General features: G+C 57.0%; 24 protein-coding genes. 8 read left to right on the forward strand and 16 right to left on the reverse strand.

The features are described from left to right. Positions 1-24: 24 nt before the first annotated feature. Both AC2FFB_RS04450 and AC2FFB_RS04455 read right to left on the reverse strand, forming a co-directional pair. Complete coding sequence (locus tag AC2FFB_RS04450) at positions 25-1,347, reverse strand: PQQ-like beta-propeller repeat protein (protein ID WP_142633068.1); 1,323 nt, start codon at positions 1,345-1,347, stop codon at positions 25-27. A gap of 38 nt (positions 1,348-1,385) precedes the next feature. Further along, positions 1,386-2,057, reverse strand: coding sequence for a hypothetical protein (locus AC2FFB_RS04455; RefSeq protein ID WP_142633066.1), 672 nt, complete (start codon positions 2,055-2,057; stop codon positions 1,386-1,388). 225 nt (positions 2,058-2,282) lie between these two features. Between AC2FFB_RS04455 and AC2FFB_RS04460 the strand changes: the two genes are divergently transcribed. Continuing rightward, positions 2,283-3,515, forward strand: a complete 1,233-nt coding sequence (locus tag AC2FFB_RS04460) for an efflux RND transporter periplasmic adaptor subunit (protein ID WP_496708580.1) — start codon at positions 2,283-2,285, stop codon at positions 3,513-3,515. Continuing rightward, on the forward strand, positions 3,512-7,291 hold the full coding sequence (locus AC2FFB_RS04465) for an efflux RND transporter permease subunit (RefSeq protein ID WP_496688501.1): 3,780 nt from the start codon (positions 3,512-3,514) through the stop codon (positions 7,289-7,291). Before AC2FFB_RS04460 ends, AC2FFB_RS04465 begins: the two co-directional genes overlap by 4 nt. 32 nt (positions 7,292-7,323) lie before the next feature. On the opposite strand, the gene AC2FFB_RS04470 is transcribed toward AC2FFB_RS04465, so the two are convergent. The 3 genes from AC2FFB_RS04470 to AC2FFB_RS04480 all read right to left on the reverse strand — a co-directional run bounded on the left by AC2FFB_RS04470 (position 7,324) and on the right by AC2FFB_RS04480 (position 10,916). After that, on the reverse strand, positions 7,324-7,728 hold the full coding sequence (locus AC2FFB_RS04470) for a DUF2147 domain-containing protein (RefSeq protein WP_142633060.1): 405 nt from the start codon (positions 7,726-7,728) through the stop codon (positions 7,324-7,326). A 51-nt stretch (positions 7,729-7,779) separates the two neighbouring features. Then, positions 7,780-9,585 (reverse strand): ABCB family ABC transporter ATP-binding protein/permease, encoded by a 1,806-nt coding sequence (locus AC2FFB_RS04475; RefSeq protein WP_142633058.1) that lies wholly within the window; start codon positions 9,583-9,585, stop codon positions 7,780-7,782. Positions 9,586-9,662: 77 nt separating this feature from the next. Further along, positions 9,663-10,916, reverse strand: coding sequence for a LysM peptidoglycan-binding domain-containing protein (locus tag AC2FFB_RS04480; RefSeq protein ID WP_496693377.1), 1,254 nt, complete (start codon positions 10,914-10,916; stop codon positions 9,663-9,665). Positions 10,917-11,042: 126 nt separating this feature from the next. Between AC2FFB_RS04480 and AC2FFB_RS04485 the strand changes: the two genes are divergently transcribed. Then, entirely contained in the window at positions 11,043-11,606 is a 564-nt protein-coding gene (locus AC2FFB_RS04485) for an LOG family protein (protein ID WP_281994432.1), read from the forward strand. 36 nt (positions 11,607-11,642) lie between these two features. Here AC2FFB_RS04485 and AC2FFB_RS04490 read toward each other — a convergent pair whose 3' ends face one another. From AC2FFB_RS04490 to AC2FFB_RS04500, 3 genes are all read right to left on the reverse strand, one after another. Beyond that, on the reverse strand, positions 11,643-12,095 hold the full coding sequence (locus AC2FFB_RS04490; protein ID WP_142633052.1) for a host attachment family protein: 453 nt from the start codon (positions 12,093-12,095) through the stop codon (positions 11,643-11,645). 208 nt (positions 12,096-12,303) lie between these two features. Then, positions 12,304-13,185 (reverse strand): metallophosphoesterase, encoded by an 882-nt coding sequence (locus AC2FFB_RS04495; protein ID WP_246097120.1) that lies wholly within the window; start codon positions 13,183-13,185, stop codon positions 12,304-12,306. A gap of 4 nt (positions 13,186-13,189) precedes the next feature. Continuing rightward, on the reverse strand, positions 13,190-13,789 hold the full coding sequence (locus tag AC2FFB_RS04500; protein ID WP_496874541.1) for a superoxide dismutase: 600 nt from the start codon (positions 13,787-13,789) through the stop codon (positions 13,190-13,192). 101 nt (positions 13,790-13,890) lie between these two features. Between AC2FFB_RS04500 and AC2FFB_RS04505 the strand changes: the two genes are divergently transcribed. Further along, positions 13,891-14,652: an FkbM family methyltransferase gene (locus AC2FFB_RS04505; RefSeq protein WP_281971889.1), complete on the forward strand. Its 762-nt coding sequence runs from the start codon at positions 13,891-13,893 to the stop codon at positions 14,650-14,652. Between the two features lie 100 nt (positions 14,653-14,752). Beyond that, positions 14,753-15,148 (forward strand): hypothetical protein, encoded by a 396-nt coding sequence (locus tag AC2FFB_RS04510; RefSeq protein ID WP_496750398.1) that lies wholly within the window; start codon positions 14,753-14,755, stop codon positions 15,146-15,148. 60 nt (positions 15,149-15,208) lie between these two features. Here the strand turns inward: AC2FFB_RS04510 and AC2FFB_RS04515 are convergent, their stop codons facing one another. The 4 genes from AC2FFB_RS04515 to AC2FFB_RS04530 all read right to left on the reverse strand — a co-directional run bounded on the left by AC2FFB_RS04515 (position 15,209) and on the right by AC2FFB_RS04530 (position 20,488). Then, positions 15,209-15,775 (reverse strand): sarcosine oxidase subunit gamma, encoded by a 567-nt coding sequence (locus tag AC2FFB_RS04515; protein WP_281971888.1) that lies wholly within the window; start codon positions 15,773-15,775, stop codon positions 15,209-15,211. After that, positions 15,768-18,782, reverse strand: a complete 3,015-nt coding sequence (locus AC2FFB_RS04520) for a sarcosine oxidase subunit alpha family protein (protein WP_496874542.1) — start codon at positions 18,780-18,782, stop codon at positions 15,768-15,770. The genes AC2FFB_RS04515 and AC2FFB_RS04520 overlap by 8 nt, the downstream gene beginning before the upstream one ends. A gap of 43 nt (positions 18,783-18,825) precedes the next feature. Then, complete coding sequence (locus tag AC2FFB_RS04525) at positions 18,826-19,155, reverse strand: sarcosine oxidase subunit delta (RefSeq protein WP_142633040.1); 330 nt, start codon at positions 19,153-19,155, stop codon at positions 18,826-18,828. An 88-nt stretch (positions 19,156-19,243) separates the two neighbouring features. Then, positions 19,244-20,488 (reverse strand): sarcosine oxidase subunit beta family protein, encoded by a 1,245-nt coding sequence (locus AC2FFB_RS04530; protein ID WP_271947765.1) that lies wholly within the window; start codon positions 20,486-20,488, stop codon positions 19,244-19,246. Between the two features lie 195 nt (positions 20,489-20,683). On the opposite strand from AC2FFB_RS04530, the gene ccmI reads away from it, so the two are divergent. The 3 genes from ccmI to AC2FFB_RS04545 are packed head-to-tail and all read left to right on the forward strand — an operon-like array spanning position 20,684 to position 22,618. Then, entirely contained in the window at positions 20,684-21,907 is a 1,224-nt protein-coding gene (ccmI, locus tag AC2FFB_RS04535) for a c-type cytochrome biogenesis protein CcmI (RefSeq protein ID WP_496822947.1), read from the forward strand. Next, positions 21,904-22,368: a Holliday junction resolvase RuvX gene (ruvX, locus tag AC2FFB_RS04540; protein ID WP_496874543.1), complete on the forward strand. Its 465-nt coding sequence runs from the start codon at positions 21,904-21,906 to the stop codon at positions 22,366-22,368. The genes ccmI and ruvX overlap by 4 nt, the downstream gene beginning before the upstream one ends. 16 nt (positions 22,369-22,384) lie before the next feature. Then, positions 22,385-22,618: a DUF1289 domain-containing protein gene (locus tag AC2FFB_RS04545; protein ID WP_142633031.1), complete on the forward strand. Its 234-nt coding sequence runs from the start codon at positions 22,385-22,387 to the stop codon at positions 22,616-22,618. 257 nt (positions 22,619-22,875) lie between these two features. Here AC2FFB_RS04545 and AC2FFB_RS04550 read toward each other — a convergent pair whose 3' ends face one another. The 4 genes from AC2FFB_RS04550 to dusA are packed head-to-tail and all read right to left on the reverse strand — an operon-like array spanning position 22,876 to position 26,277. Then, a complete protein-coding gene (locus tag AC2FFB_RS04550; RefSeq protein ID WP_496874544.1) occupies positions 22,876-23,604 on the reverse strand; it encodes a SpoIIAA family protein in 729 nt (242 codons plus the stop codon). A 35-nt stretch (positions 23,605-23,639) separates the two neighbouring features. Continuing rightward, a complete protein-coding gene (locus tag AC2FFB_RS04555) occupies positions 23,640-24,395 on the reverse strand; it encodes a phytanoyl-CoA dioxygenase family protein (RefSeq protein ID WP_246097119.1) in 756 nt (251 codons plus the stop codon). A 23-nt stretch (positions 24,396-24,418) separates the two neighbouring features. Next, the gene (locus AC2FFB_RS04560) at positions 24,419-25,243 is read right to left on the reverse strand and encodes a sulfite exporter TauE/SafE family protein (protein ID WP_142633025.1); all 825 of its coding nucleotides are present in this window, start codon (positions 25,241-25,243) and stop codon (positions 24,419-24,421) included. Positions 25,244-25,281: 38 nt separating this feature from the next. After that, the gene (gene dusA, locus AC2FFB_RS04565) at positions 25,282-26,277 is read right to left on the reverse strand and encodes a tRNA dihydrouridine(20/20a) synthase DusA (protein WP_496874545.1); all 996 of its coding nucleotides are present in this window, start codon (positions 26,275-26,277) and stop codon (positions 25,282-25,284) included. Positions 26,278-26,388: the final 111 nt, after the last annotated feature.

A 26,388-nucleotide genomic window follows, 5' to 3' on the forward strand; every position in this document is an offset into this window, starting at 1 on the left:
CGCGCCCTTTAGCGCATCTTGTCGTCAACGGAAAGCGTGCAGTTCACCTTTGGTCGAAACGACGTACAAGGTTTGCCCGGCAACAACTGGCGCCGTAGTGGCACCGCCGGGAACCTCGACGCGGTGAACCAGCGTGCCGTCGAGCGGGTTATAGAACCTTAGATAACCATCGTTCGATGCAACAACGATACGCCCACCAGCCATGATCGGCCCGTAATGCGCATAGATTGCGCCACGCCGACCGGGCTTGTCCTTGACGAATCCAGGCAAGTCCTGCGCCCACACAATCGAGCCATCCGAGGCATCCAGACGCACCAACTGACTGCGATCACTAATCAGGAAGATGCTGTTTCCAGCCGGCCAAACCGTATCAACTGCGCCTTCATCCGCGGTCCATCTCCGCTCACCCGAAGTGGAATCGAATGCCACGGTGCGGCCCGAATGGTTGCCGATATAGATGGTATCGCCGACCACCATCGGACCACCTGTTACGTCAACGATCTGCGCTGCGGCACGCCCGCGACGCCCACCAGCAACCGACGCGTTCCAGCGGCGAATACCACCTCTGCGGAACGTTGCAGCTATATCGCCCGAGCCAAATGCAAACACCGAGAAATCCGAGGCAATCACCGGCGCAGGCGCGCCCAACACATTGCCAACACTTGGGGTGCCCTGAACCTGCCAGAGGATGCGCCCATCTTTTGTATCAATCGTCCATCCGATTTCATCTCCGGCGACAAGATACAGCAGGCCATCATTGATCAGAGGTGAGCCGCTGCCCGTAGCATTCAGGCGCTTTTGCCAACGAATGGCACCGGTTTTGCCATCCAGAGCGGTCAGGCGACCAAAACCAGAAGACACATAAAGAACGCCATTAGCATAGGCCAATCCACCGCCGGTTGCATCTGAATCTCCGTCGGTGCCAGGGATTAGATCTGTACTCCAGGCAACCTGCCCCTGCGGTGAGACCGCTGAAACGGTCGCTCCGGAATCCAGCGTGTAGACCAAACCACCTGCAACGACCGGCTCGGCCGTGATGCGCTGCTTGCGCGAATCTCCATCACCGATCGACGTTGACCACAGTTTCTGTGGAGTATTACGCAAAGAGGCATTTGTCGTCCGATACGCAGCGGTTCCCGGGCTTTGTGACCAGTTGGCATTGGCCGTCTGGGCAGGAAGGCTGATTGGCTTGGCTCCCTGGGTCTCAACCGTTTCATTGTCGGATGTTGGTCGGATGTCCTCACGAGCTCCGGGCAGGATGACCTCGGGCTCCTGACAAGCCGCCAGCAATGTCAGGGAAACAACCGCGACCGGCAACCCAATACGGGGGAAGAGACTAATCACCATGATACTCCGAACTTGCCTGTCATTTATTTTCTACCGGTTCAGCTTTGCCGTGCGACCAGCGGTTCCGGTTCACCACCCAGCGCAACAATCAACTGTGTTGCGCGTTGCTGCAGATCTACGCCGATTTCAGCGTCCTGCCGCATTGCCTGCAAACGGGAAATGGCGGCATCGACTTGACCTTCGGACACTTCGATCAGTGCCAGTTGCTCCTCTGCCAGCAACCGCAATGGGGCTCCCGGCACGGCCAGCGCTTCGAATTGCTGACGCCGGTCTGCTACCGGCATTGTCTCGCTTTGCAGCAGCAAAGCCTTGAAGGTCGCGATGGCCCGGTAAATTTCAGGCAGATCACCCTGAACCGCAATGGCGTTCAGACTCTCAACAGCGCCCTGCCCGGACTCGATTTCGGTCTGCGAGGCAGAAAGCAGCATCTTTACAATCGCATCTCCACCGGGTGTTGGTGCAGGTACCAAGGCAAGATCATCGGCACGATCGGCGGACTCATTCTGTGCCATAGCGGCCAGAATCGCATCTCCCAGATCCTGTGCCTGACTGGTTGCGCGCGCCTTGCGCAGTTCGTTGAACGCGGCACCACCAACGATCAGAACAACCGCCACTACGCCAACCCAACCCCAACGGCGCAAAAGCAAGAACAGACGGTCGCGGCGCACCTCTTCGGTCACCTCATCAATGAAACTGTCGACGTCGCTCATCCCTGCTCCCCGGGCTTGTGTTCTGTGATAATGGGCAATGTCATACCCCGCTGCCATTGCCAAGCCAAGGGTCCGATTTCATACAATTCCCCCACCTGCGGATACCCTTGCAGAAAAAAGTGAACCGAACTATTCAGTTTAGTGTGGAAAAGATGAGGCCCCGCCCCCATTTCTAAGCATGCGCGCCGAGGGACAGTCGGCAAAGAATTCTGGGAGAGACCCTGTATGCGTTTGATTTCATTCGTAAACGCCTTTTTGGTGATTGTTGCCTTGTTCTATTTGGTATTCGAAAGGGATGCATTATTAGCATTCGCCGGCCGCGATGATTCAAACCCGGGCACTACGTCCGAGGCAGAATCTTCTGAAATTCCCGCAGAGGATCGGCACGTAATCCGTGTAGTTGCACAGCGCTCTGTCGCCCGCGAAGTAGACAGTGCAGTGACTCTGCGTGGACAAACCAGAGCAAACCGCGAGGTCGAAGTTCTGGCCGAAACGACGTCAACTGTCGTATCAGAACCCAAGCGCAAGGGCAGTTTTGTCGAAGCCGGTGATTTGTTATGTGAGCTGGATCCAGGCACCCGTCCGGCAAGCCTGGCCGAAGCAACAGCCGCCAAGCTTGAAGCCAAAAGCCGGGTGCCCGAAGCCGAAGCGCGTCTGCTGGAGGCACATGCGCGCGTAGCCGAAGCCGAAATCAACTTGAAAGCCGCACGAAAGCTATCAGAGACCGGTTTTGGGTCGGAAACCCGCAGGATTTCCAGCGAGGCGGAAATGAGTACAGCCCAGGCTGGTATCAAAAGCGCCGAAGCCGGGCTGGAAGCAACACGCGCCGGTATCGAAGCGGCATCAGCCGAAGTCGAGGCCGCCGAACGTGAAATCGAACGCCAGACGATCGAAGCTCCATTCAAGGGTCTGTTAGAAAGTGACACAGCTGAGCTTGGAAGCCTTATGCAACCAGGGTCGCTGTGTGCGACTGTGATCCAGTTGGACCCAATCAAGTTGGTCGGGTTTGTTCCCGAGGCAGATGTGAACCGGATCATCGTAGGGTCCGAGGCTTCGGCCCAGCTGATCTCGGGGCTTCAGGTCTCTGGGCGGGTCACCTTCCTTAGCCGGTCGGCCGATGAGACCACCCGGACCTTTGAGGTCGAGATTACCGTTCCTAACCCCGACCTGACAATTCGGGACGGTCAGACTGCGGACATCCGAATCTCGGCTGAAGGGACCAAGGCACATCTGCTGCCTCAGTCCGCACTGACGCTGAATAACGATGGCAAAGTTGGTGTACGGACCGTTGGAAATGGGAACATTGTGGATTTCCTGCCGGTCACTTTGTTGCGCGACACCTCCGAAGGTGTCTGGGTTGACGGGTTGCCGGAAACGGCGGACATCATCATTGTCGGGCAAGAATTCGTGACTCGCGGCGTGATGGTTGAGCCAACTTATCGGGATGCAGTGCAATGACCGGAATAGTAAGCTGGGCCGCTGGCCGAGCCCGAATGGTTCTGGCATTTATCGCGATTTCCTTGATCGTAGGTGGATACGCCTATGTTGGCCTGCCGAAAGAAGGTGAGCCGGATATCGAAATCCCTGCGCTTTTCGTCTCGGTTCAGTTCCCCGGCATTTCCGCTGAAGACTCGGAAAACCTGCTGGTCAAGCCGATGGAAACCGAGCTGGCTGATCTGGACGGTCTCAAAGAAATGACGTCGACGGCTGCCGAAGGCTATGCCGGTGTCGCGCTGGAATTCGATTTTGGATGGGACAAGACGGCGATCATGGCCGATGTCCGCGACGCCATGAACAGCGCCCAGGCCGATTTTCCTGAAGGGGCTGAGCAATATACCCTGACCGAGATCAACTTTTCTGAATTCCCGATTGTGATTGTCAATCTGACCGGGGCTGTTCCTGAAAGAACAATGGCCCGTGTCGCCAAAGATTTGCAGGATGATCTGGAAGCATTGGATTCCGTGCTTGAGGCAGGGATAGCCGGCAATCGAGACGAATTGCTAGAGGTGATCATCGACCCGCTGCGGCTGGAAGCGTATAACGTTACCGCCGCCGAGCTGATCAATGTTGTTCAGAACAACAACCAGCTGATCGCCGCTGGTGAGGTAGAAACCGATCAAGGCACCTTCTCGGTCAAGATCCCTTCGTCTTTCAAGACCGCCCAGGACGTGTATGACCTACCCGTCAAGGTCAATGGCGACCGCGTCGTGACCATGGGCGAGCTGGCGCAAATCAACTATACTTTCGAAGATCGCGAAGGCACCGCCCGCTTCAACGGCGAGGCCACCGTGGCACTGCAGGTCGTCAAACGCAAAGGCTATAATCTGATCGACACGGTCGACGAGGTCAAAGCCTCTATCGCAGCGGCCCAATCCAAATGGCCAGCCGAGATGCAGGCGGCGATCAAACTGGGCACCTCGAACGACCAGAGCCGGATCGTAGGGTCGATGGTCAGCCAGCTTGAGGGTTCGGTTCTTACCGCTATTGCGCTGGTTATGATTGTCATTCTGGCCTCGCTTGGGACCCGTGCCGCCCTGCTGGTGGGTTTTGCGATTCCAACCTCATTCCTGCTGTGCTTTGCATTCCTTGCAGTGATGGGGGTCAGCATTTCGAACATCGTCATGTTCGGTTTGATTCTTGCCGTCGGAATGCTGGTCGACGGGGCCATCGTGGTGGTTGAATATGCCGACAAGCGGATCAACGAGGGCGTGGGTCCCATGCATGCCTATGTCGAAGCCGCACAACGGATGTTCTGGCCGATCGTATCCTCGACAGCTACGACATTATGCGCCTTCTTGCCTATGCTCTTTTGGCCCGGCGTTCCGGGCGAATTCATGGGGATGCTGCCAGTTACGCTGATATTCGTTTTGTCGGCGTCGTTGATCGTTGCATTGATCTACCTGCCCGTGATGGGCGGCGTTTCCGGCCGCCTCAGCCGCGTGTTTGACCGGTCGTCGAACTGGCTGAGGGCGCGAACAGCCTGGTGGGTTCGGGCAGCGATGGTTCCCCCGTCGTTATACCTGATCTTCCTGGGGGCGATGCAGACATTGAACCCGGACTACCTGGTCGATTCAGGTAGTTCGGTTCTTGGAATGATCCTGTTCATGCTAGGTGCGTTTGCCGGGTCGGTCACCCTGAGCGCGGCAAAAATCGAACGCGCCCCGGTTGAGCATGTGCAGACCAGCCGCGAACACACACGCTTTGGGCATGTGGTGAAATTCCTTGTGGGCAACCCGATCATGCCGATTGTATCAATTGTGGTGATTGGCCTTGCTGTAGCTTCAGTCATGACCGCATTTGGGAAAAACAACCGCGGTGTTGAATTCTTCGTTGAAAGCGAACCAGAGCAGGCCACGGCCTATGTCCGTGCGCGCGGCAATATCTCTTTGGCCGAAAAGGACCAGATGGTACTCGCCGCAGAAGAGATTATCAGTGCGCACCCGGCTGTTATCAACGTCTTTGCATTCGCTGGTGAAGGTGGTTTGGACACCGGTGGACCTGGTGGCCAATCCCCGGCGGATACCGTTGGTCAGGTTCAGTTCGAAATCATCCCTTGGGAAGACAGACCGAACGTCTCGGAACCGATTTTCGGAGGATTGTTGGACCGGCACACAGTGGCGCCAGACTATGACGGCGACTATGTTCTGGAAGAGTTGAACAGGGAGCTTGCGCAGCTACCGGGGATCATCGTTGAGACCTTGCCGCTTGAGCAAGGGCCAGGCTCTTCCAAACCTGTCCATCTGCGGATCAAGGCCGATGGCTGGCAAGAGCTGACATCAGCCACCCTGGCCGCGCGTGAGGTATTCGACGCCACCCCGGGCCTTATCAAGATCGAGGACACGCTGCCCTTGCCCGGCATCGACTGGCAGATTGACGTTGATGTCGCCAAAGCAGGCCGATTTGGCGCAGACGTAGCCACCGTCGGTGCGATGGTACAGCTTGTTACGCGTGGCCTTTTGCTGGGCGAAATGCGCCCGGACAACGTGGATGATGAAATCGAAATCCGTGTTCGCCTGCCTGATCAGGATCGTGTCTTGTCAACGCTTGACACGCTCAAGGTCCGCACGGTCGATGGTTTGGTGCCACTGTCCAACTTTGTCTCGCGCAAACCAGTCGCCAAACTGGCCGAAATCAACCGTGTCGATCAGGAACGTTATTTTGACGTGAAGGCGGATGTTGAGCCCGGCCTGAGCAATGTTGTGGTCACAGGACCGGATGGCGCCGATCAAAGATTGGCAGTGGTGCGTGAACTCGCAGAGGATGAAATCCCAACCGCTACCGCATTGGCATTTCCCGATGGGACTCAGTTCGAACTGATCATGCTGACCGAGGCAGAAAGCACCGATGATTTGCGCACGCTGATCGAATCCGGTGACGCGCGCACCAGTCTGATTAACCCGAACGAACGGATTGTTGTGTTGACTGAATGGCTGGAAACCGATCCTTTTGGCAGTTCCGTCAGCTGGACATGGACAGGTGATCAGGAGGATCAGGCCGAATCCGGGGCGTTTCTTGTGAATGCCTTTATGGGCGCGTTGGGGCTGATGTTCGTTATTCTGCTCGCGCAGTTCAACTCGTTCTACAATTCGATCCTAGTTCTGCTGGCCGTGGTACTGTCCACAACAGGTGTTCTGATCGGTATGATGGTGATGCAACAGCCCTTCTCGATCATCATGACAGGAACGGGTATTGTGGCTCTGGCAGGGATCGTGGTGAACAACAACATTGTTCTGATCGACACCTATCAGGAATATAGCCAGTACATGCCAAGGATCGAGGCGATCATACGCACCGCCGAGGCACGCATTCGTCCGGTTCTGTTGACCACACTCACCACGATGGCTGGCCTTACCCCGATGATGTTCGGGCTGTCGCTGGACTTTATCAACGGCGGGTATTCGATCAACAGCCCCACAGCGCTGTGGTGGAAACAGCTGGCAACCGCAGTTGTCTTTGGCCTTGGTATCGCGACGGTACTGACGCTGATCGTGACGCCTTCGCTTTTGGCTATGCGGGTCTGGGTGACAACCTATGCCATCTGGTTGGGTAAGATTTTGGCTCGTGCTACAGCGGGAAAATCCAGCCAGGTGGCGCTGGATATGGCCATCGGTAAAGCCGCGATGAATGCTCAGGCAACCGAAATGGTCTGGGATGATGAGCTGCGTACCGACGATCCGAGCGCTGACAGTTCTGGGAAAGAACCGACCGGTTCACCGCTGAAAGCAGCCGAATAAAGAGCAACAGGGTTGGGCAATCCAGCCCTGTTTTACTCGCGCGTCCAGGTTTGATGCGCACAAATGTGATGTTCACACCCTTTGACCATCAGAGTGTCACCCTTCAGCGTCATCTGCGGAACTGCATCAACATCCACTAACGGTACCCAGAATTCACCCCCGCCATATTTGCCACCGCCTTGGCTGCCGACATCCCAGAACAGTTTCTTTCCGATATTCGGCGTCTGTACTGCTTTTCCGCTGGCGTCATATGCAGATAAAATCTGACCACAGAACTTGTCACCGCAGGCTGTAATTTTGATGTCAGAGACGAGGTTCTTCCGGTCCGGCTCGGTCTTCCAAATTCCGATGATGGGGTCTCCAAGCGCATAGACCGGTGTAAGTGTGGCAATTGCCGCTATGGCTGGCACAATGAACTTGCGGAAATATTTATGCATAACAATACCTCAGATGCGTGATCTGTAGTGTAACATAGTTTGGGCCGCCTATCAGGCCGCCTGCATATCCGATTGCTGGCGATTCCAAAGCTGAGCATAACGCCCCTCACGTTTCAGCAATTCATCATGCGTGCCTTGCTCCAGGATTTTGCCACGCTCTAGCACTACAATACTGTCTGCCTCGGCGATTGTGCTCAGGCGATGGGCAATCGTCAGAACCGTACGCCCCTCGCCCGCATGGGCCAAAGCATCCTTGATGTCTTGTTCGGTATCTGTGTCCAGCGCCGATGTCGCCTCGTCCAGCAAAAGGATTGGCGGGTTTTTCAGCAGCGTTCTGGCAATACCGACCCGCTGCTTTTCCCCACCCGACAGCTTTAGCCCGCGCTCACCGACTGTGGTGTCATAGCCTTCGGGCAACGTGACTATGAAATCGTGGATCTGGGCAGCCCGGGCGGCGGCTTCGACATCTTCCTGCGTGGCCCCGTCGCGTCCATAGGCAATGTTATAGCGAATGGTATCGTTAAACAGCACGGTATCCTGCGGCACCACTCCGATTGCCGCGTGCAGGCTGGTCTGCGTGACGTCGCGCACATCCTGCCCATCAATTTTCAGCGCACCCCCGGTGACATCGTAGAACCGGAACAGCAACCGACCGATGGTGGATTTACCCGACCCCGTCGCACCCACAATCGCTACGGTTTGGCCCGCAGGAATGGTTAGGGAAACACCTTTGAGAATTTCCCGCTCAGCATCATATCCGAATTGTACATCATGCAAGGTAACCTCACCCCCTGTTACATCCAGATCCGGTGCATCGGTCTTGTCGACCACTTCGGCGGGTTGTTCCAACAGGTCAAACATCTGGCCCATATCGACCAGAGATTGGCGGATTTCCCGATACACCGTACCCAAAAAATTCAGCGGTACGGTAATCTGGATCATATAGGCGTTGACCATAACGAAATCGCCCACGGTCAGCGTCCCGGCCTGCACCCCAATGGCTGCCAAGACCATCACACCGATCAATCCGCAGGTGATCAGAAAGGACTGCCCGAAATTTAGAAACGCCAGAGAATACGCAGTCTTGAGAGCCGCCCCCGCATAGGCTTTCATTGACACATCATACCGTTCAGCTTCACGCGTTTCGGCATTGAAATACTTGACGGTTTCAAAATTCAGCAGGCTGTCGATGGCGCGCTGGTTCGCCTCGGTATCCTGATCATTCATCTCGCGGCGCAGTTTCACGCGCCACTCGGTCACCGCAAATGTGAACCAGATATACAGCGCGATCGTTGCCGCGACGACCACCAGATACCAGACATCAAACAGCCACATCAGAATGATCGCAACAAGCAGCAGTTCAAGGATCAAAGGCCCGATGGAAAACAGCAGGAAACGCAAGAGGAACTCGACCCCTTTTACGCCGCGCTCGATAATACGGCTCAGACCGCCCGTGCGCCGCGTCACGTGATAGCGCATCGACAACTGGTGGATATGCTGGAAAGTTTCCAATGCCAGTGCGCGCAATGCCCGCTGCCCGACAGGAGCAAAGGCCGCATCCCGCAACTGCTGCAAACCAACAGTCATCATGCGCGCGACACCATATGCCACCGTCAACCCAACAGCACCCAACGCAACGGGGGGAACGCCCTCGCCCGCCAGGCTATCAACCGCGCCTTTGTACAAAATCGGGGTGTAGACCGCGATCAACTTGGCCAGAACCAACATGCCCATAGCAATCAGAACGCGGCGCTTAACCCAGGGCTCATCCTCGGGCCAGAGATAAGGCGCAACTTTCCGGATTGTACGCCAGCCAGAGCTGCGCGCGTCCAATTTTGGGATATTGTCGGAATTCATCGGGGCTACTCGTCTCTTCACGTACCGGAACTGCGGTCAGAGAGTGCCCCTGACCCCGGAAGGTCAGAGGTACAGGATTATTCCGGAATGGTGAATACCTGCCCCGGATAGATCAGATCCGGGTCGCGGATCGCGCCTCGATTGGCCTCGAACAGCTTGACATACAAGACACCATCGCCAAATCGTTCCCGAGAGATAGCCCAAAGCGTATCACCCTTTTGTACTGTAACCGAACGGATGGCCGGTGTTTCCTGAGAGGGTGCAGGCCCATCGTCCACTTCGGCCACGCTCAGAACTTCTAGAGGCTCACGCTTGAACGGGGTTTCCAGACGGCTTTTAACCGTGCCGTCCGAGGCAACCTCATCCACACGCAGCGTATACACACCGGGATCAATGCCTTCGATCTCGCTGCGCCATTTTCCATCATCCGTGGGCTGCATATCGGCGACCAGTTGGTTGTCCAGGTACACGCGTACCGCGGAACCATCAGCCACGCGGCCGGTCAGCTCGACCTCACCCGTGTCTGAATACCCGATCGTATCCAACGCAACCTGATCAGGTTCGGTGCTCTGAGGCGTCGCAGGTTGGACAAGCTCGACCCCGTCTTCCCCCGATCGCAGGATCGCAACCTGTTGTCCTTGCGTGGAATCTGCCGTTTCTTCAGAAGATACGTCGCCGGTTTGAGCGACCTGCCCCGCCTCGGTTTCATCGCCGCTTGCGGATTCGTCGGCTGGGGTGGTTTCTGCAGTATCGACTGATGCGACCTCTGGTTCAGGTTCGGGCAATGCAGCAATCAGATAGTCGTCAGAGCGTACAGGTTGATCGACCCCATCGGATTCCAGCGTCAGACCGCGTGCGGCGGTGGAAAACGGAATGGACACGAATTCTGCAAACTGGCCACTGTCATCGACGGTAAAGCTGTGCAGTGTTTCGCCATCCAGCAACACTCGCACCTCAACGCCGGGCTCTGCGTTACCAGACAGAACCGCATTCCCATCAGGCTCGACGAAGATCTGGTCAAGGGCCGGAGGTGCAACTTCGGCAACATCCGCTACCGGTTCAGCAGTTTCGTCCGCCCCTTCTGTCGACGCCTCGGCTTCTATCGTTTCCGTATCCGTATCGTCGGTCTGCGGGGCATCCCCTGTGTCGGAAGCTACAGAGGTGTTCTCTGACGCATCCTCGGCCACATCTGTTTGCGGCGCTGGGTCCAGAGGTGTGCGATCAAACGCGCCGGAAAAATACGCGCCGCCTGCGCCTAACAGAACCAGCAAACCGGCGATCACCCCCCAGGTGAAAGATCCGGAGCCTTCGCTACCCGAATTGGAATCCATACTCTTCCTTTCACTCCGCAGCGCAAATGCCTTATCTGCAACGCAATCTGCCTGACGGTTGAGCCAATCTATCAATACCGCTATCACGGGTCAAAACCCCAGATACAACCCCGGAGAACCCTCCCGATGTCTCAGAAATCCGTCTGTGTGTATTGCGGGTCACGCAATGGCGCCCAAACCAGCTATTCCGACGCCGCCCGGTCCTTTGGCCAGCTTCTGGCGCAGGAGGACTGGCGACTGGTCTATGGTGCTGGCGATGTGGGCCTGATGGGCGAAGTTGCGCGCGCAGCGCAATCCGCCGGAGGCGACACATTCGGCGTAATTCCCGTTCACCTGTTAAAGCGCGAGGTCGGCAAGACCGACCTGACCCGTTTCGTGATTACCGAAACGATGCACGAGCGGAAAAAGGTCATGATCATGAACGCCGATGCCGTGGTCGTCCTGCCGGGTGGTCCGGGTTCACTGGACGAATTGTTCGAAGCCCTGACATGGCGACAGTTGGGTCTGCACGACAAACCCATTCTGGTCATGAATGTTGATGGATATTGGGATGCCCTTCATGATCTTGTGCAGCAGGTCATCGGCCAGGGATTTGCGGACACATCTCTGGCCGATTTCATAACGTGGGTCGACAGCCCGGAAACGGCTATGTCGACACTGAGGGCGATGCTGGTCCCGCATAAGGGCTAGTCGGGCAGTATGGTCCGTCCGCAGATCGCCGGATACTCAACTGGCTGGTTTTAGACGGCTGATCAGAACCTGTTCCACTTTGTTCAGCGGGTGGTTGGTCAGGGTCTTATCAACCTCTGCAACCACTTTCCTTAAGACTTCGCTGTGCAGGCGGCGACGCAGAAGGCCCAGAACATGGGGGCTGGCGACCAAAACCAGGCGTTTATATGCGCCCTTCAAACCTTTGCGATTCAACAGATTTGCCACATCCTGCACGAACAGAGACTTGGCCTGCGATTTCCACTTGGGTTCTTCAACGGCAGATTTCTGATTGGGCCCATTGTCAGAGCGCCGCCCCGCCCGATCAGAGGGCCTAGCGTTTGGGACATCGCTTTCTTCGACCGAGACAACCACCAGATTGGGGTCTTCGGCATCCGTGATATTCTCCATGAACAGCGCCTTTTCCCCGTCGGCGATGACAATCCATGTTCCCTGCGTTAATGCGACCATTGTGATCTCCTGATTTGGTTTTCTGAGACCATCCCTCATCTTTCAGGCACGGCTAACCATTTGCGCAACTTTGTTTTTCGCTGCGCCGCCTGGAATTTTTTCAAGTGATTTGCGGCTCTCTCCTCCGCCACACTTAAAGTAAGCACTGCGCGCCGTCTTACAATCCGGCCGGACCGCGAAACTGCGGCTATAGGCGGGTTTTCACCGGTTAGGAGAACAGTTCGATTACCGTAATTTCGGGCGTTACACCAAAACGCACGGGCAGGATCGAACATCCGATACCCCCGGACACGACCAGATCACGATTGCCTTCGCGCACGTGACCATAGGCATAGCGATTGCCGAATTTCGAGGGCACCACCGGCGACCAGCCAAACAGCCGTACCTGCCCTCCATGAGTATGACCTGACAGGGTCAGGGCCACGCGATCGGGAACTTTGGGGAAGATATCCGGTTCATGCGCCATCATCACCACCGGGGCATCATCCGTGATCTGCCCAAGCGTCGCAGGCAGGTCATCCAGCCCTTGGTATCGACCATTGCCCGTATAAATCGCCAACTGATCTTCGAGGCCTGCAAGCCAAATCCCGGCACCATCCAGTTTGAAGGCCTCGTTTGAAAGCACCCGGATACCATTCCGTCTCAGCGCATCGCCGTACAGATTCGGCCCGCCCCTGCGCTTTTGGGCTGACCGGTCATCCCACCAATCGTGATTTCCCAGAACCGCATAGACACCATGCTTTGCCTGCAACCCGGACAACACCGGCGCCAGATCGGCAATTTTAACCGGTTGTAAATTTATCCTGTGCCCGGCGGCATAGTCCCCCAACAGCAGGATAAGGTCAGGTGACAGAGCGTTTGTGCGCCGAACGATCTGCTGGACTCTTTTCAACCCCACATAGGGCTCACCAACATGCAGATCAGCCAGCACCGCGATCCGCAGCGGCGGTGCGGTCCAGTCCGCGCGCCGGATCCGCCACTTACGAACACGCAGGCGCAGCGCGGGTTCGATGAAGAAACCATACGTGGCAGCAAAAAGGCCTGCCAGCATCACTGCCAGCAGGCCCTTTATGAACCCTCTACGGGTCACTGGATCACAGCCGCGAAGCGACGTTTTCCCAGTTCACCAGATTGTCGAGGAAGTTCGACAGGTACACCGGACGCTTGTTGCGGAAGTCTATGTAATATGAATGCTCCCACACGTCGCAGCCCAACAGAGCAGTCTGGCCAAAGCACAGCGGGTTCACGCCGTTTTCGGTCTTGGTCACGGCCAGCGAACCGTCCGCATTCTTGACCAGCCACGCCCAGCCCGAACCGAACTGACCGGCACCAGCCGCGCTGAACTGCGACTTGAACTCGTCAACCGAGCCAAAGCATTCGACCAGCGCCTTTTCCAGCTCGCCAGGCATGGCGTTGTCGCCGGGGCCCATCATCTCCCAGAACTGGTTGTGGTTCCAAAGCTGACTGATGTTGTTGAAGATGCCGTTTTGCGCGACGGCATTTGCGTCGTAGGTGCCGGTGATGATCTCTTCCAGCGACTTGCCGTCCCACTCGGTACCAGCGATCAGCTTGTTGCCGTTGTCGACATAGGCCTTGTGGTGCAGGTCGTGGTGAAATTCCAATGTTTCGGCGGACATGCCCTTGGCTGCCAGCGCGTCGTGTGCATAAGGAAGATCAGGAAGTTCAAAAGCCATCTCGGCCCCCTGTTTAAAATGTAAGTTGCGGTTCCCAAGGTTAAATGCTTTGGCAAGTGCCGCAGGTCAAGGGCAGAGATCATAAAACCCGGAGGTCCGCGATGCTAACTCAGGCGCGCAAGATGTTTTACCGCGCCCGCGGATACTATGCGGGCAGCCTGAATGGCGAGCCTTTCCGGCTGGATCCCTACCACTCGAAGTTCTGGCGCAAGGCCTCGGCCGGCGCGTGGGAGCCCGAGACTTTTGCCGTGCTGGATAGATATCTAACGCCGGACAGCGACTATCTGGACATCGGGGCATGGATCGGCCCAACGGTGCTGTACGGTGCCCGCAAAGCCCGCCACGTCTGGTGTTTCGAACCAGACCCCACCGCGTTTCGGCATCTGGCGTGGAATCTGGACCTGAACGACATTCGCAATGTTTCGGCATTTGGCGTCGCATTGTCGGATCAATTCGGCGTGGCCCGTATGGCATCCGTTCGCGGTGAACCCGGGGATTCCACCAGTTCACTGTTGCATGACGGGGTGCATGGGACAGATGCATTGACCATCGAGTGGGATCAGTTCGAGGCCGTAAATGACCTGTCCCGTGTCTCCTTGGTCAAGATGGATATCGAAGGGGCGGAATTTGCGGTTCTGCCGAGCCTTTTGCCCTTTCTGAAAAAGCATCGCCCGGCCCTGTATATTTCGCTCCACTCGCCCCTTCTGGCCGAGGAAGACCGGCTTATACGGACATCTCAACTCTTAGAAAGCCTTGCCTTCTACACTGAAATTCAAGACGAAAACGGGCACCCACTAAAGGTCGAAGAATTGCTGCAACCTCAAGAGTTGAAGCGGTATCGCGCCGTTGTGTTGCGTGAATAGAATGTGCAGAATTTTTTTCGTGCATTAGTTGCATATGCGCTTGAAACTCTCGCGTTGTTTGGTGTCTTCCCTTCTGGATAGACCGATTAAACGAGGAACCATGAAATATCTTTTCTTAGCATCCATTTTTACCGTTTTTGCACAGGCAGCGGCGGCGGAAACAATTACTTACGATTGTGCCGTTCGCGACCGCGACGGAACCGGGTGGGTCGCGCCCCGCTATATCTTTGTTATTGATAAGGACGACGTTAGTGCGCAAACAGCCAGCGGGCACAACGAAATGCAGTCCGCTAAGCTGAAAATTGATAGAAAGAAGCGTTACAAGCTGGATTGGCGCGTTGAGTTGACAGAGTTTGGCGGCCAAAAAGTCCGGGTAAATTACACGGCCCGCATTGACCCTTCTGACAACACCGTGAAACTGAGAGGCAACTGGGTGAATGCCAACTTTGTCAACAAGCCTTCAGGGCAAGGCAAATGCAAAGTGATCGATGGTTAAGCTTCGGTTAAACCGCAAAAGCCCCGGAAAATCCGGGGCTTTTTTTCCTAGCTTCGGAACCTAATATACCCCGACCTCACTGCCCGGCTGCGCTGCGACCTTCAACAGTTTGAACACGTAGTCTGCGGTTGACCGGAAGCAGACGACGCGGAGAGTTTCGGCGTCATCCAGCCAGAACGCACCGGCAACCTGCGCCAAGCGCGAGCGGCGGATTTGGCCGGGTTGGAAGGCGTCAGCCGACAGATCTACCGGGGCCAGTTTGCCCAGAACTTCGCGAGCGTTCGAGCCCGAGATGCTGAACACCGCGCGGGCATCCGAGACGTTGACCGCCAGGGCATGCACACCGCTTAGCGCGTTGGTCATCGCGGCCAGTTTGGCCTCGACCTCGGCATATGGGACAAGCACAAGCAATTCGTCGGTGGACATCCAGCAAACACCGCTGTCTCCGTCGACAAATGCCTCGCGCTGGCCGGGTACTTTCTGGCCGGTGGCGTCTTTGACGGCCTTCACCAGAACCTTGTCGGACAGGTCGCCGCGCAGGGTGATCATGCCCTGCAGGCCGCATTCTTCAACCTTGGCGATGCCCTCATAGCTGGCGTGGTTCAGTGCGCTGATGGGTTCAGACATTCTGCTTCTCCCCGTCCTTGTCGAAGAAGATCGGATCCACGATCTTTGCTTTGTAGGATTTGCCATCGGTGCCCGGGAACTCGACAATCTCGCCCATGCGGTCAGGACCATGCTTGATCAAGCCCATGGCGATGCCTTTGCCCAGATTGGCCGAATAATAGGTTGAGGTCACACGACCGATCATGTTGCGCTGACCGTTGGCGTTGACGCCCTCTCCCACTGCGTAAGCCCCATCCGGGATGACAGAACCATCCACAGTCTCAAGACCCACCAGTTTCCAACGCTCGGGATCGGCCATATGGCTGCGCAAATGGGCACGTTTGCCGAGGTAATCCTCTTTCTTTTTCGAAAGCGCCCAATGCAGCCCCAGATCCTGCGGGATCACGGTTCCATCGGTTTCGTCGCCGATCATGATAAAGCCCTTCTCGGCCCGCAGTATGTGCAGACATTCAGTGCCATAGGGCATCACGCCGAATTCCTTGCCTGCATCCATCAGCGCATTCCAGAAGGCCTGCCCTTGTGATGCAGGGACGGCGATCTCGTACGACAGCTCACCCGAGAACGAGATGCGATAAGCCCGGCAATCAAAGTCGCCGATCTTGCCATCGCGCCACTCCATGAAGGGCAGCGCCTCTTTCGACACATCCATGCCGCCGAGCTTTTCAAGCACCTTGCGGGCGTTGGGGCCAACAACGGCGACCTGCGCATATTGCTCGGTCACGTTGGCAACATAGACTTTCCAGTCCCACCATTCGGTTTGCAGCCATTCTTCCATGTGACCGTGGATACGTTCGGCCCCGCCGGTGGTGGTGTGGCACAACCATGTGTCTTCGTCGATCCTGGCAACAACACCGTCGTCGATCAGAAAGCCATTCTCGGAACACATCAGGCCATAGCGGCATTTGCCGACCTTCAGAGTAGACATCATGTTGGTGTACATCATGTCCAGGAACTTGCCTGCGTCCGGCCCTTTGACGATCAGCTTGCCCAAGGTCGAGGCATCCAGCAGGCCGAGGTTCTCGCGGGTATTTTTCACCTCACGGTTCACGGCGTCATGCACGGATTCACCCGGACGAACATAGGCATAAGTCCGGCGCCAGTGGCCGACCGGCTCCCAATCGGCGCCGTTCTTGTCGTGCCAGTTGTGCATCGGGGTTTGACGGATTGGCTGGAACACCTCACCACGTGCCTCACCGCCGATAGATGCCATTGAAATTGGGGTGTAAGGCGGGCGGAACGTTGTTGTTCCAACCTTCGGGATTTCGGAGTCCAACGCATCAGCTAGGATCGCCAATCCGTTGATGTTACTCAGTTTACCCTGATCGGTTGCCATGCCCAGAGTGGTGTAACGCTTGGTATGTTCAACGCTCTCATACCCCTCACGCGCAGCAAGTTGCACGTCCGAAACTTTGACGTCGTTTTGGAAGTCCAGCCAGGACTTCATCCGCAGTTGAATATCCGCGTTCGCAGGCATCAACCAGACCGCAGCCATAGGTGCCTCTGACGTAGTTTCCCCGACAGGCGCTTTGGTGCGTTTGGTTTTGAATCCAGCCGCTTTGGCTGCGGCCTTACCGGCTGCATCGGCATCGGCCAGCACATCGCCCAGCGCCATCGGGCCATTCGATGCCCCGGCGGCTACGACGAACCCTTCGCCATCGGCCCCAAGCGGGGGTCGCGCAGGATCCGGCCGGAAATGCGCATTGGCATCGTCCCAGATCAGCTTGCCGCCGCAGTGCGACCACATATGCACGACCGGAGACCAACCGCCCGACATCGCAACCGCATCGCATTCCACCTCTTCACGGGCGCCACCGATGCCGTCCTGATTGCAGATGGCAACTTTCTTGACGCGTTTGCCGCCTTTGACTTTGGCAATGGCCTTGCCCACATCGACGCGGATACCCAGTTGGCGCGCCTCTTCAGCCAGAGGGCCGGAGGTAGCCCTTGCGTCAACCACACGCAAGATATCGACACCGGCCTGTTTCAAGGTGATCGCAGTCCGGTAGGCGTCGTCATTATTGGTGGCCACAATCACCTTTTCACCGGGTGTCACACCCCAGTTCACGACATAATCCCGCATGGCCGAGGCCAGCATGACACCCGGCACATCATTACCCGCAAAAGACAACGGACGCTCAATCGCACCGGTAGCAGTCACGACCTGTTTCGCCCGAATACGCCAGAGACGATGGCGCGGGCCCTGTGCACCAGGCTTGTGGTCTGTCAGGCGTTCATAGCCCAGCACATAGCCATGGTCATAGACCCCTGCACCCATGCAGCGGTTGCGCAAGATGACGTTGCCCATTGTTTCAAATTCGGAAACAATTTGTTCCACAAACTTATCCACAGGCTCATCATTGATTGTGCCGCCATCAACTGGGGCACGGCCACCCCAATGCGCGGTCTGCTCAATCAACATGACCTTTGCACCGGACTGAGCGGCCACTTTGGCAGCCTGCAAACCGGCCACGCCGCCACCGATCACCAACACATCGACGAAGTTGTAGAAATGCTCATAGGTATCCGCATCACGGCTGTCCTTGTCGGGGGCTTTGCCCAGACCGGCAGATTGGCGGATGAACGGCTCGTAGACATGTTTCCAGAACGGCTTGGGATGAATGAACATCTTGTAATAGAAGCCAGCCGGCAAGAACCGCGACAGGTGCGTATTGATCGCACCGATATCAAATTCCAGGTTCGGCCAGTGGTTCTGAGAGATCGAGGTCAGACCGTTGAACAGCTCGGTCGTGGTGGCGCGCTGGTTCGGCTCGAACCGATTGCCCTGCCCCAGACCGACCAGAGCGTTGGGTTCTTCCGCACCACTGGCGACAACACCACGTGGGCGGTGATACTTGAACGACCGGCCCATCATCATCTGATCATTAGCCAGCAAGGCCGAGGCAAGCGTGTCGCCTTCGTAGCCCTGCATCGAAGTGCCGTTGAAGGAGAATGTGACCTGTTTCGACCGGTCAATCAGCCGGCCTTGATTTGCGAGACGGGTGCTCATGATGCGGACCTTTCGCAGGCGGAATTACGGGTGGTGGCGCGGATCATTTGTATTCTCTCCACGTCCAGCCAGGGCGCTTGGCGGTAATCGCCTCGCGAATTTCTTTGGGCGGCTCAAACACCTGGGCAGAGTAGGTGCCGAAAACTTCGAGCGTTTGCGTGCAGCGCGCCGCGTGGAACCACTTGCCGCATCCATTCGCATGGCGCCAGCGTTCGAAATGAACGCCTTTAGGGTTTTCACGCATGAACAGGTAATCGTGGAAATCACCATCTGATGAGCCCGGACCGAAACGCTTCAGATGCGCCTCGCCACCGGCGGCCAGTTCGGTTTCTTCGGCATCGACACCGCAATAGGGGCAATTCAGGATCAGCATATGTTCATCCTCTCGGCAGCAGGCGAGACCATGCTGCATGCGAAATCTAAGCAACGGGTGCGCGAGATTTTTCGCCGAAAAATCTCCATCAGTGCGCCACCCCGGCCGCGACGCTTTCGTCGATGAAGCGGCCTTCTTTGAAACGATCCAACGAGAACGCCTCGGTCAGCGGTGAATGACCCGTGGCCATCAGCTGTGCCATGCCCCAGCCGGACCCCGGAATGGCCTTGAAGCCACCGGTGCCCCAGCCACCGTTGATGAAACAGTTCCCCAGGGGTGTTTTTGACAGGATGGGCGAGCGGTCGCCGGTCATATCCACGATCCCGCCCCATTGCCGCAGCATTTTCAGACGTGAGATCATCGGGAAGGTCTCGACCAACGCGCGCACAGTTTCTTCGATATGGTGGAAGCTGCCGCGTTGGGTGTAGTTGTTGAACCCGTCGGTGCCGCCACCGATCACCATCTCTCCCTTGTCGGATTGCGACATGTAGCCATGCACCGTGTTGGCCATCACGACCACGTCCATGCAGGGTTTGATCGGCTCAGACACCAGCGCCTGAAGAGCAATCGCCTCAAGCGGCAGACGGAAGCCCGCCATTTCGGCCAGTTGACCGGAATGGCCCGCAACCACGATGCCCAGCTTGTCACAGTCGATCGCACCTTTGGTGGTGTCAACACCGACAACACGACCATCCTGTGACCGAACCCCGGTCACTTCGCATTGCTGGATGATATCCATGCCCATAGCGGAACAAGCGCGCGCATAGCCCCAAGCCACCGCATCGTGACGGGCGGTGCCACCGCGTTCCTGCCACAGCGCACCCAGAACCGGATAGCGCGGGCCTTCGAGATTGATGATTGGCACCAGTTCCTTGACCCGTTCAGGTGTGATCCATTCAGTCTTTACACCCTGCAGCGCATTCGCATGAGCCGTGCGCTGATAGCCGCGGATTTCATGCTGGGTCTGCGCCAGCATCATCACGCCGCGCGGGCTGAACATGACGTTATAATTCAGGTCCTGGCTCAGATCCTCATAAAGGCTACGCGCCTTTTCATAGATCGCGGCAGACGGATCCTGCAGATAGTTCGAGCGGATGATGGTTGTGTTCCGACCGGTATTACCACCGCCCAACCAGCCTTTTTCGATCACAGCGACATTCTGGATGCCATAGTTCTTACCCAGGTAATAGGCGGTTGCCAGACCATGGCCACCCGCCCCCACAATGATGGCGTCATAGCGTTTCTTGGGCTCGGGCGAACGCCAGGCGCGTTCCCATCCGGTATGATAGCGCAGCGCTTCGCGCGCCACAGCAAAGGCTGAATAGTGTTTCATAAGCGAATCCATCCGGTTCGGTGATTGGCGCAGGTATGCCGCGTAACCGCCTTTGGCCCCTGCCGTGCAACGCCATAATATCGCACTATTGCGACATCGCCCTTATTATTGCGACATGAAGCCCCCTCGCGGCCATTTGTCCCTTTTTTCCGCCCCGCCACAGGTCTAAGTCAGGACAGCCATCTTGGAGTTATCATGACCTTCTGGGCCCTCATCATAGCCACCGCCGTCCTGATAGCGGTTTTTCTTGGGATTTCGATACTGCGTAGGCGAGATACGCGCGAACCATCCACTGCGTATGACTTGCAGGTCTATCGTGAACAGTTGGCCAGCGTAGATCGAGACCTGGCCCGTGGTGTCATCGCTGACGCAGATGCCGAGCGAGTTCGCACGGAAATTTCACGCCGCATTCTTGCGGCTGATGCGCAGATGCAATCTTTGTCTGAACCGCAAGGGCCTTCCAAATGGATCTCGGTTACGGCATCCATATTTGTCGCGGCCATCCTGGTAGGCGGAGGATCCTGGATTTATCTGAAGCTTGGTGCAGCCGGGCTCCCCGATCAGCCCCTGTCATTGCGGCTAGAAATGGCCGATGCTCTGCGCACAGAGCGCCCCAGTCAGGCCGAGGCAGAAGCCGCCACGCCACCCGCACCACTGCCACAGCTTGACGAAAGCTATGCCTCTCTTCTCGGGCAACTTCGCGAAACCGTTTCCGGTCGTCCTGATGACCTACAAGGACATATCCTTCTTGCCCAGCACGAGGCGAACGCAGGTAACTTCCATGCCGCCTACAAAGCGCAGCAACGTGTGATCGAACTGTCTGGGAACACGGCACCCGCAGATGCCTATTCGCATCTTGCCGAGATGATGATCCTTGCTACCAACGGATATATCTCGCCCGAAGCTGAAGACGCATTGAAACAGTCATTGCAGCGTGATCCACGCCACGGTCCGGCCTTGTATTACCTGGGACAGATGATGGTACAGGTCGGACGACCTGATATCGGTTACAGGATCTGGGTGGATGCACTTGGAAGCGCGCCGACAAATGCCCCTTGGGCAACGGCCATTCGCGCACAGATGGACGATCTGGCCTTTCGTGCGGGTGTGTTCAATGCCGCCCCTATACCAGCAGGGAACCCAGGCCCCGGTGAGGATGACATCGAGGCCGCTGCATCTCTGACCGCACAAGAGCGCCAAGAGATGATCCTTGGCATGGTCGAGCAACTGTCAGATAGGCTTGCAACCGAAGGCGGCTCCCCCGAAGAATGGGCCCGGCTGATCGGTGCCCTTGGGGTGGTTGGCGACATCGACCGGGCCACCGCGATCTACGCCGAAGCCCAATCCGTATTCTCGGACAATGACAACGCACTGGATATCCTTGGTGCGGCAGCAGCTCAGGCTGGGGTGACCCGATGATCCATGACATTTTTGAGGAATTTGCAGGCTCGCTTGCGCCTATGAGCGCGTTGATCGGTCTTGATCTGGGAGAAAAGACTATCGGGGTTGCAGTCTCGGACCGGATGCGCGGTGTTGCTAGCCCGCTGGAGACCGTAAGGCGCAAGAAATTCACTCTGGATTCTGCCCGTCTGCTGGAAATCATAGCCGACCGTGAGATCGGGGGCATCCTACTGGGTCTGCCGAAAAACATGGATGGTAGCGAAGGGCCACGCTGCCAGTCCACCCGTGCCTTTGCCCGAAACCTGTCCCGTTTGACCGAAGTTCCGATCGGGTTCTGGGACGAACGGCTCAGCACGGTTGCGGCAGAAAAGGCACTGCTTGAGGCGGATACGACACGAAAGCGTCGCAGACAGGTTATCGACCACGTCGCGGCAGGCTATATTCTGCAAGGCGCGCTGGACAGAATGCGCTTTCTTTAAGGATCGGAAAACGCTGATGTCGAACATGGTTTGGAAAAGGAACGAGGTCGAAAGCCCGTGCATCCAGATCTGCGTTGTGCACCCGACCGAGCGTATTTGTACCGGTTGCTACCGCACGATCGACGAAATCTCTCGCTGGTCGAAAATGGACAGCTCTGAGCGCGCCGATATCATGGCAGACCTACCGTCTCGCAAACCGCTGCTTGCCAAACGGCGCGGCGGCCGGGCGGGGCGGCTCAACAAGGCCTGAGATTTCCACAAAAGGATGTGATTGCTGAATCTGCACCGCTGCGGGCTGGTCTGAACTACGAGGGGGTCAAGTTCGTTGACAGCTGGTGAGTGAGTGGCAACCCACAGCGGCGCGTTTCAACAATCGATCCTCTGCAGTGGTTCGGCAGAGGAGTTCGATCTGTGTACGTCTTTTTTGACCAATCGATCAAGAAAAATCCTCGCTGATATTTCTGTGCCCTGACGTAAATGTCACAGCAGGCTCAAGCCGCTGCGTTTCTACCCAGACGCAAGCCATGTTTTGGCGTTCTGAATTTCCTCGGCGGGAAAGAACTGAGTGCGTGTGCCAAGGATGTGGCTGGCCACCCGTTGGGCCAGATGTTGCCAGGCTTTGTCGCCAACAACCGCTGCCCGATCCAGATTACCAATATGCCCCCGGGCCAGCCGAAAATGCGAGGCAAGCGCCGTAAGGCCTTGCCATCCGTCAAACTTGGACAGATCAATCAGCAGGCGAAACCCCTGTTTCTCCTGCAAAATGTAGTCCAGATCGGTTTCGGCCTTTTTGAATTCGTCAGGGTCGAGTTTTCCCATCAGGCTGACCTGCACGCAGGGGCCGCCCAGATCCATAACGTGAATAGAGCCCAGAGATTCGCGCAACCATCGGCGCGCTTCTTCAATATTCGCGTGATCGAATACCTGCACAGGGCAAGGGAAAAGCGGAGCCGCAAGCCGGATACTGGTCTGAACCCAACCCTGATCCGCCACCACTGCAATTCGGTCAAAGCCGCGCCAGTGGCTGAGGCCCAATTTTGTATCCGACCAAACCGCATTCAGATCGTACCCTTTGAACTCTGGCTGCACGATCGCCAACAACCGCACTGTATCGTGTTCGGCCAGTGCGGCCTCAATCGCCGGGATCAATGTTGTGGAATAGTCCGTACCTGTCACTTCGCCGGAAAGCTCGATTTCAATCAATGCTCCGTCAGAGTTTTTGTGGACAGCAATCATCAAAAAATCCTCCAAATCTGTATAATGACAGAACGTTAGGAGGATTTGATCCATTCGGCCACACCGCCAGCGCATTCAGGCCGAAAATAGGCGATCATCCGGCCATCCGACCCAGCCTCAGCCCCGCTGCCCCATGGCGCTACCCCGTGCAGGCAGTGGCGGTGCAGCAGATAGGCCTCGCCCGGACGTGCGGGCAGTACGATGCGACGGCAAGTATCAAAGACCTCACGACGGGCAGCCTGATAAACATCTGTTATGTCCACCTGATCCAGAGTGTCCGGGCGCTTGTCTTCAAGTGCATCCGCAAATGCAGCCTGCATGATCTTGTGGCTACCTTCCCAAAGAACCATCGGGGACGCATTCGCGCTGGCATCGGTCAATGGAATGCCCAGAATCCACGCATGCGGTTCCTCGACCCTGCGGCGCCTGTCCGGGCCGGACGGGCGTAAACCATCCACATGGGCCGCATCCCGCTTTGCTCGATACTGGGCAGCAGCCTCGCCCTCTCCGCGTCGGGGCAACGGGTAGCCGGGGTAAATGACCGAGACCTGGGCTTTGTGCAACGGCAACGACCCATAACGCGACACTATGAAATCCATGACGGCCCCGGTCAGAACCGGGGACCCCTGGACCCTGCCCTCGGTGTCGTTGTTCAGCGCGTCGACCCCAATGAACCAGGTCCCTTCACAGTCCATCCAATGCGCGAATTCCGGATCCGTCGCAGCAGCGCGTGCTGCAGGCAGCGCATAAGATACCCAGTCCAGAATAGCCCGGTCGTGGGGAAATTTCACCCAACCCTTTTCCTCGAAAGAACTCAAAAACCCAACGCCTTGCGCAACATATTCAGGGCGACCAGAGTCAGGAAGACCGCGAATATCCGCTTGAGCGGCTTTGGATCCATCGCATGGGCCAACTTTACGCCCCAGGGCGCAGTGATCATGGTCATGGCGACCACAATCCCAAAGGCAATCAGATTGACGGCGCCGATGGTAAAGGGCGGGCGGTGTTCAGGGGCAATTTCGAGAAACAGGAACCCCATGACCGAGGGCACAGCGATGATCACGCCAAACCCGGCCGCCGTGGCGACAGCCCGGTGAATTGGCGTGTTGAACAAGCTCATTAACGGCACGCCAAAGCTGCCGCCGCCGATACCCATCAGAACGGATAGGAAGCCGACCGAGGGCGACAGGAGAGCGCGTTTCAGGCCCTTGGGCATGGCGTCTCCAAGCCGCCATTCGGATTTACCCAGACCAAGATAGGCACCAATCACCATACCCAATACACCGAACAGGGCCTGCAATGCCTCGGTCCGAAGAGCGGATGCCACCATCACGCCCAACACCGCACCGATGGCGATGCCCGGACCCCAACTGCTCAGGATATCCCAATCAACGGCACCCTTTTTGTTATGTGCCAGAACCGACCGTAGTGAGGTTACGATAATCGTTGCCAGTGAGGTGGCGAGGCACAGCTGCATCAACTGCGGGCCGCCATACCCAAGGGTCTGAAACGCATAGAAAAAAGCAGGGACCAGCACGATGCCTCCGCCGACACCCAACAGACCCGCCAAAACGCCTGCCAGCGCTCCGATCACCAGCAGAAGAACCAGCATCTGAGCAAGCAACATTACTTCGGGCATCATTCCCCCCAACCGACCTTTTGCCGTATTGCCACCATTCAGGCCTCGGTCAGAGGCGCGACATGATCCAGTGCCTGCAACATAACCTCGGGGCCCGCCCCGTCATGCACTGCACCTTCAGACAGGGTCCGTCGCCAAGCCCGCGCACCCGGCCGTCCTGCGAACAGGCCAAGCATATGTCGCGTAATCTGGTGCAAGCGCCCTCCGCCAGCAAGATGGCATTCGATATAAGGCACCATTTTCCGGACAACAGCAAACGGGACGGCGGCCTGACCGACCCCAAAAATCACAGGATCCGCTGTGGACAGAACATCTGACGGCTGATGATACGCAGCCCGCCCGATCATCACACCATCCAGCCCTGCATCCAGATGCCCGCGCGCCTGTTCCAGATCAGCAATGCCACCATTTATAGAGATGTGCATATCCGGGAATTCCGCCTTCATCCGATGCACGAGATCATAATCCAAAGGCGGTATATCCCGGTTTTCCTTGGGGCTGAGCCCTTGCAGCCAGGCTTTGCGCGCGTGAATTGTGACCCGAGAGCATCCCGCTTGCCTGATCTGGCTCAGAAACTCAGGCAAAATGTCTTCGGGCTGTTGGTCGTCGACTCCAATGCGGCATTTGACCGTGACATCTACGTCCACGGCTTCGCGCATTGCGGCAACACAATCCGCAACGCGGTCAGGGGATTTCATCAGCACCGCACCAAAAGTGCCAGATTGCACTCGATCAGACGGGCAGCCACAATTCAGATTGATCTCATCATAACCAGCATCCGCCCCCAACCGGGCCGCTTGTGCCAATTCCTGAGGGTTCGACCCGCCCAGTTGCAGGGCCACGGGATGCTCCTGCGGGTTGTGGTCCAGCAAATGCAGCGCACCACCCCGAACTAACGCAGGCGCTGTTACCATTTCAGTGTACAGCAGCGCCTCGGTGCTCAGCAACCGATGCAGATAACGACAATGCCTGTCCGTCCAATCCATCATAGGGGCGACGCTCAGGCGTGCGGCTTGTCTTACCTTGTCATTCAATGCTGAGTCCTCGTCGCACCCGGTATCCAATCAGACGGATCGAAACCGCAAATTCCTGCCCCTCGAATCGGGCAGCCCGGGGTTTAGCATATTCGAAAGGGGCCGTCCTTG

The organism is Ruegeria sp. YTSA219 (assembly GCF_059609985.1).

What these genes read in the sequence shown, in the direction of transcription:
- AC2FFB_RS04450 (WP_142633068.1), bottom strand. Translation starts at nt 1,347, where the DNA reads ATGGTGATTAGTCTCTTCCCCCGTATTGGGTTGCCGGTCGCGGTTGTT.
- AC2FFB_RS04455 (WP_142633066.1), bottom strand. Translation starts at nt 2,057, where the DNA reads ATGAGCGACGTCGACAGTTTCATTGATGAGGTGACCGAAGAGGTGCGC.
- AC2FFB_RS04460 (WP_496708580.1), top strand. Translation starts at nt 2,283, where the DNA reads ATGCGTTTGATTTCATTCGTAAACGCCTTTTTGGTGATTGTTGCCTTG.
- AC2FFB_RS04465 (WP_496688501.1), top strand. Translation starts at nt 3,512, where the DNA reads ATGACCGGAATAGTAAGCTGGGCCGCTGGCCGAGCCCGAATGGTTCTG.
- AC2FFB_RS04470 (WP_142633060.1), bottom strand. Translation starts at nt 7,728, where the DNA reads ATGCATAAATATTTCCGCAAGTTCATTGTGCCAGCCATAGCGGCAATT.
- AC2FFB_RS04475 (WP_142633058.1), bottom strand. Translation starts at nt 9,585, where the DNA reads ATGAATTCCGACAATATCCCAAAATTGGACGCGCGCAGCTCTGGCTGG.
- AC2FFB_RS04480 (WP_496693377.1), bottom strand. Translation starts at nt 10,916, where the DNA reads ATGGATTCCAATTCGGGTAGCGAAGGCTCCGGATCTTTCACCTGGGGG.
- AC2FFB_RS04485 (WP_281994432.1), top strand. Translation starts at nt 11,043, where the DNA reads ATGTCTCAGAAATCCGTCTGTGTGTATTGCGGGTCACGCAATGGCGCC.
- AC2FFB_RS04490 (WP_142633052.1), bottom strand. Translation starts at nt 12,095, where the DNA reads ATGGTCGCATTAACGCAGGGAACATGGATTGTCATCGCCGACGGGGAA.
- AC2FFB_RS04500 (WP_496874541.1), bottom strand. Translation starts at nt 13,789, where the DNA reads ATGGCTTTTGAACTTCCTGATCTTCCTTATGCACACGACGCGCTGGCA.
- AC2FFB_RS04505 (WP_281971889.1), top strand. Translation starts at nt 13,891, where the DNA reads ATGCTAACTCAGGCGCGCAAGATGTTTTACCGCGCCCGCGGATACTAT.
- AC2FFB_RS04510 (WP_496750398.1), top strand. Translation starts at nt 14,753, where the DNA reads ATGAAATATCTTTTCTTAGCATCCATTTTTACCGTTTTTGCACAGGCA.
- AC2FFB_RS04515 (WP_281971888.1), bottom strand. Translation starts at nt 15,775, where the DNA reads ATGTCTGAACCCATCAGCGCACTGAACCACGCCAGCTATGAGGGCATC.
- AC2FFB_RS04520 (WP_496874542.1), bottom strand. Translation starts at nt 18,782, where the DNA reads ATGAGCACCCGTCTCGCAAATCAAGGCCGGCTGATTGACCGGTCGAAA.
- AC2FFB_RS04525 (WP_142633040.1), bottom strand. Translation starts at nt 19,155, where the DNA reads ATGCTGATCCTGAATTGCCCCTATTGCGGTGTCGATGCCGAAGAAACC.
- AC2FFB_RS04530 (WP_271947765.1), bottom strand. Translation starts at nt 20,488, where the DNA reads ATGAAACACTATTCAGCCTTTGCTGTGGCGCGCGAAGCGCTGCGCTAT.
- ccmI (WP_496822947.1), top strand. Translation starts at nt 20,684, where the DNA reads ATGACCTTCTGGGCCCTCATCATAGCCACCGCCGTCCTGATAGCGGTT.
- ruvX (WP_496874543.1), top strand. Translation starts at nt 21,904, where the DNA reads ATGATCCATGACATTTTTGAGGAATTTGCAGGCTCGCTTGCGCCTATG.
- AC2FFB_RS04545 (WP_142633031.1), top strand. Translation starts at nt 22,385, where the DNA reads ATGTCGAACATGGTTTGGAAAAGGAACGAGGTCGAAAGCCCGTGCATC.
- AC2FFB_RS04550 (WP_496874544.1), bottom strand. Translation starts at nt 23,604, where the DNA reads ATGATTGCTGTCCACAAAAACTCTGACGGAGCATTGATTGAAATCGAG.
- AC2FFB_RS04560 (WP_142633025.1), bottom strand. Translation starts at nt 25,243, where the DNA reads ATGCCCGAAGTAATGTTGCTTGCTCAGATGCTGGTTCTTCTGCTGGTG.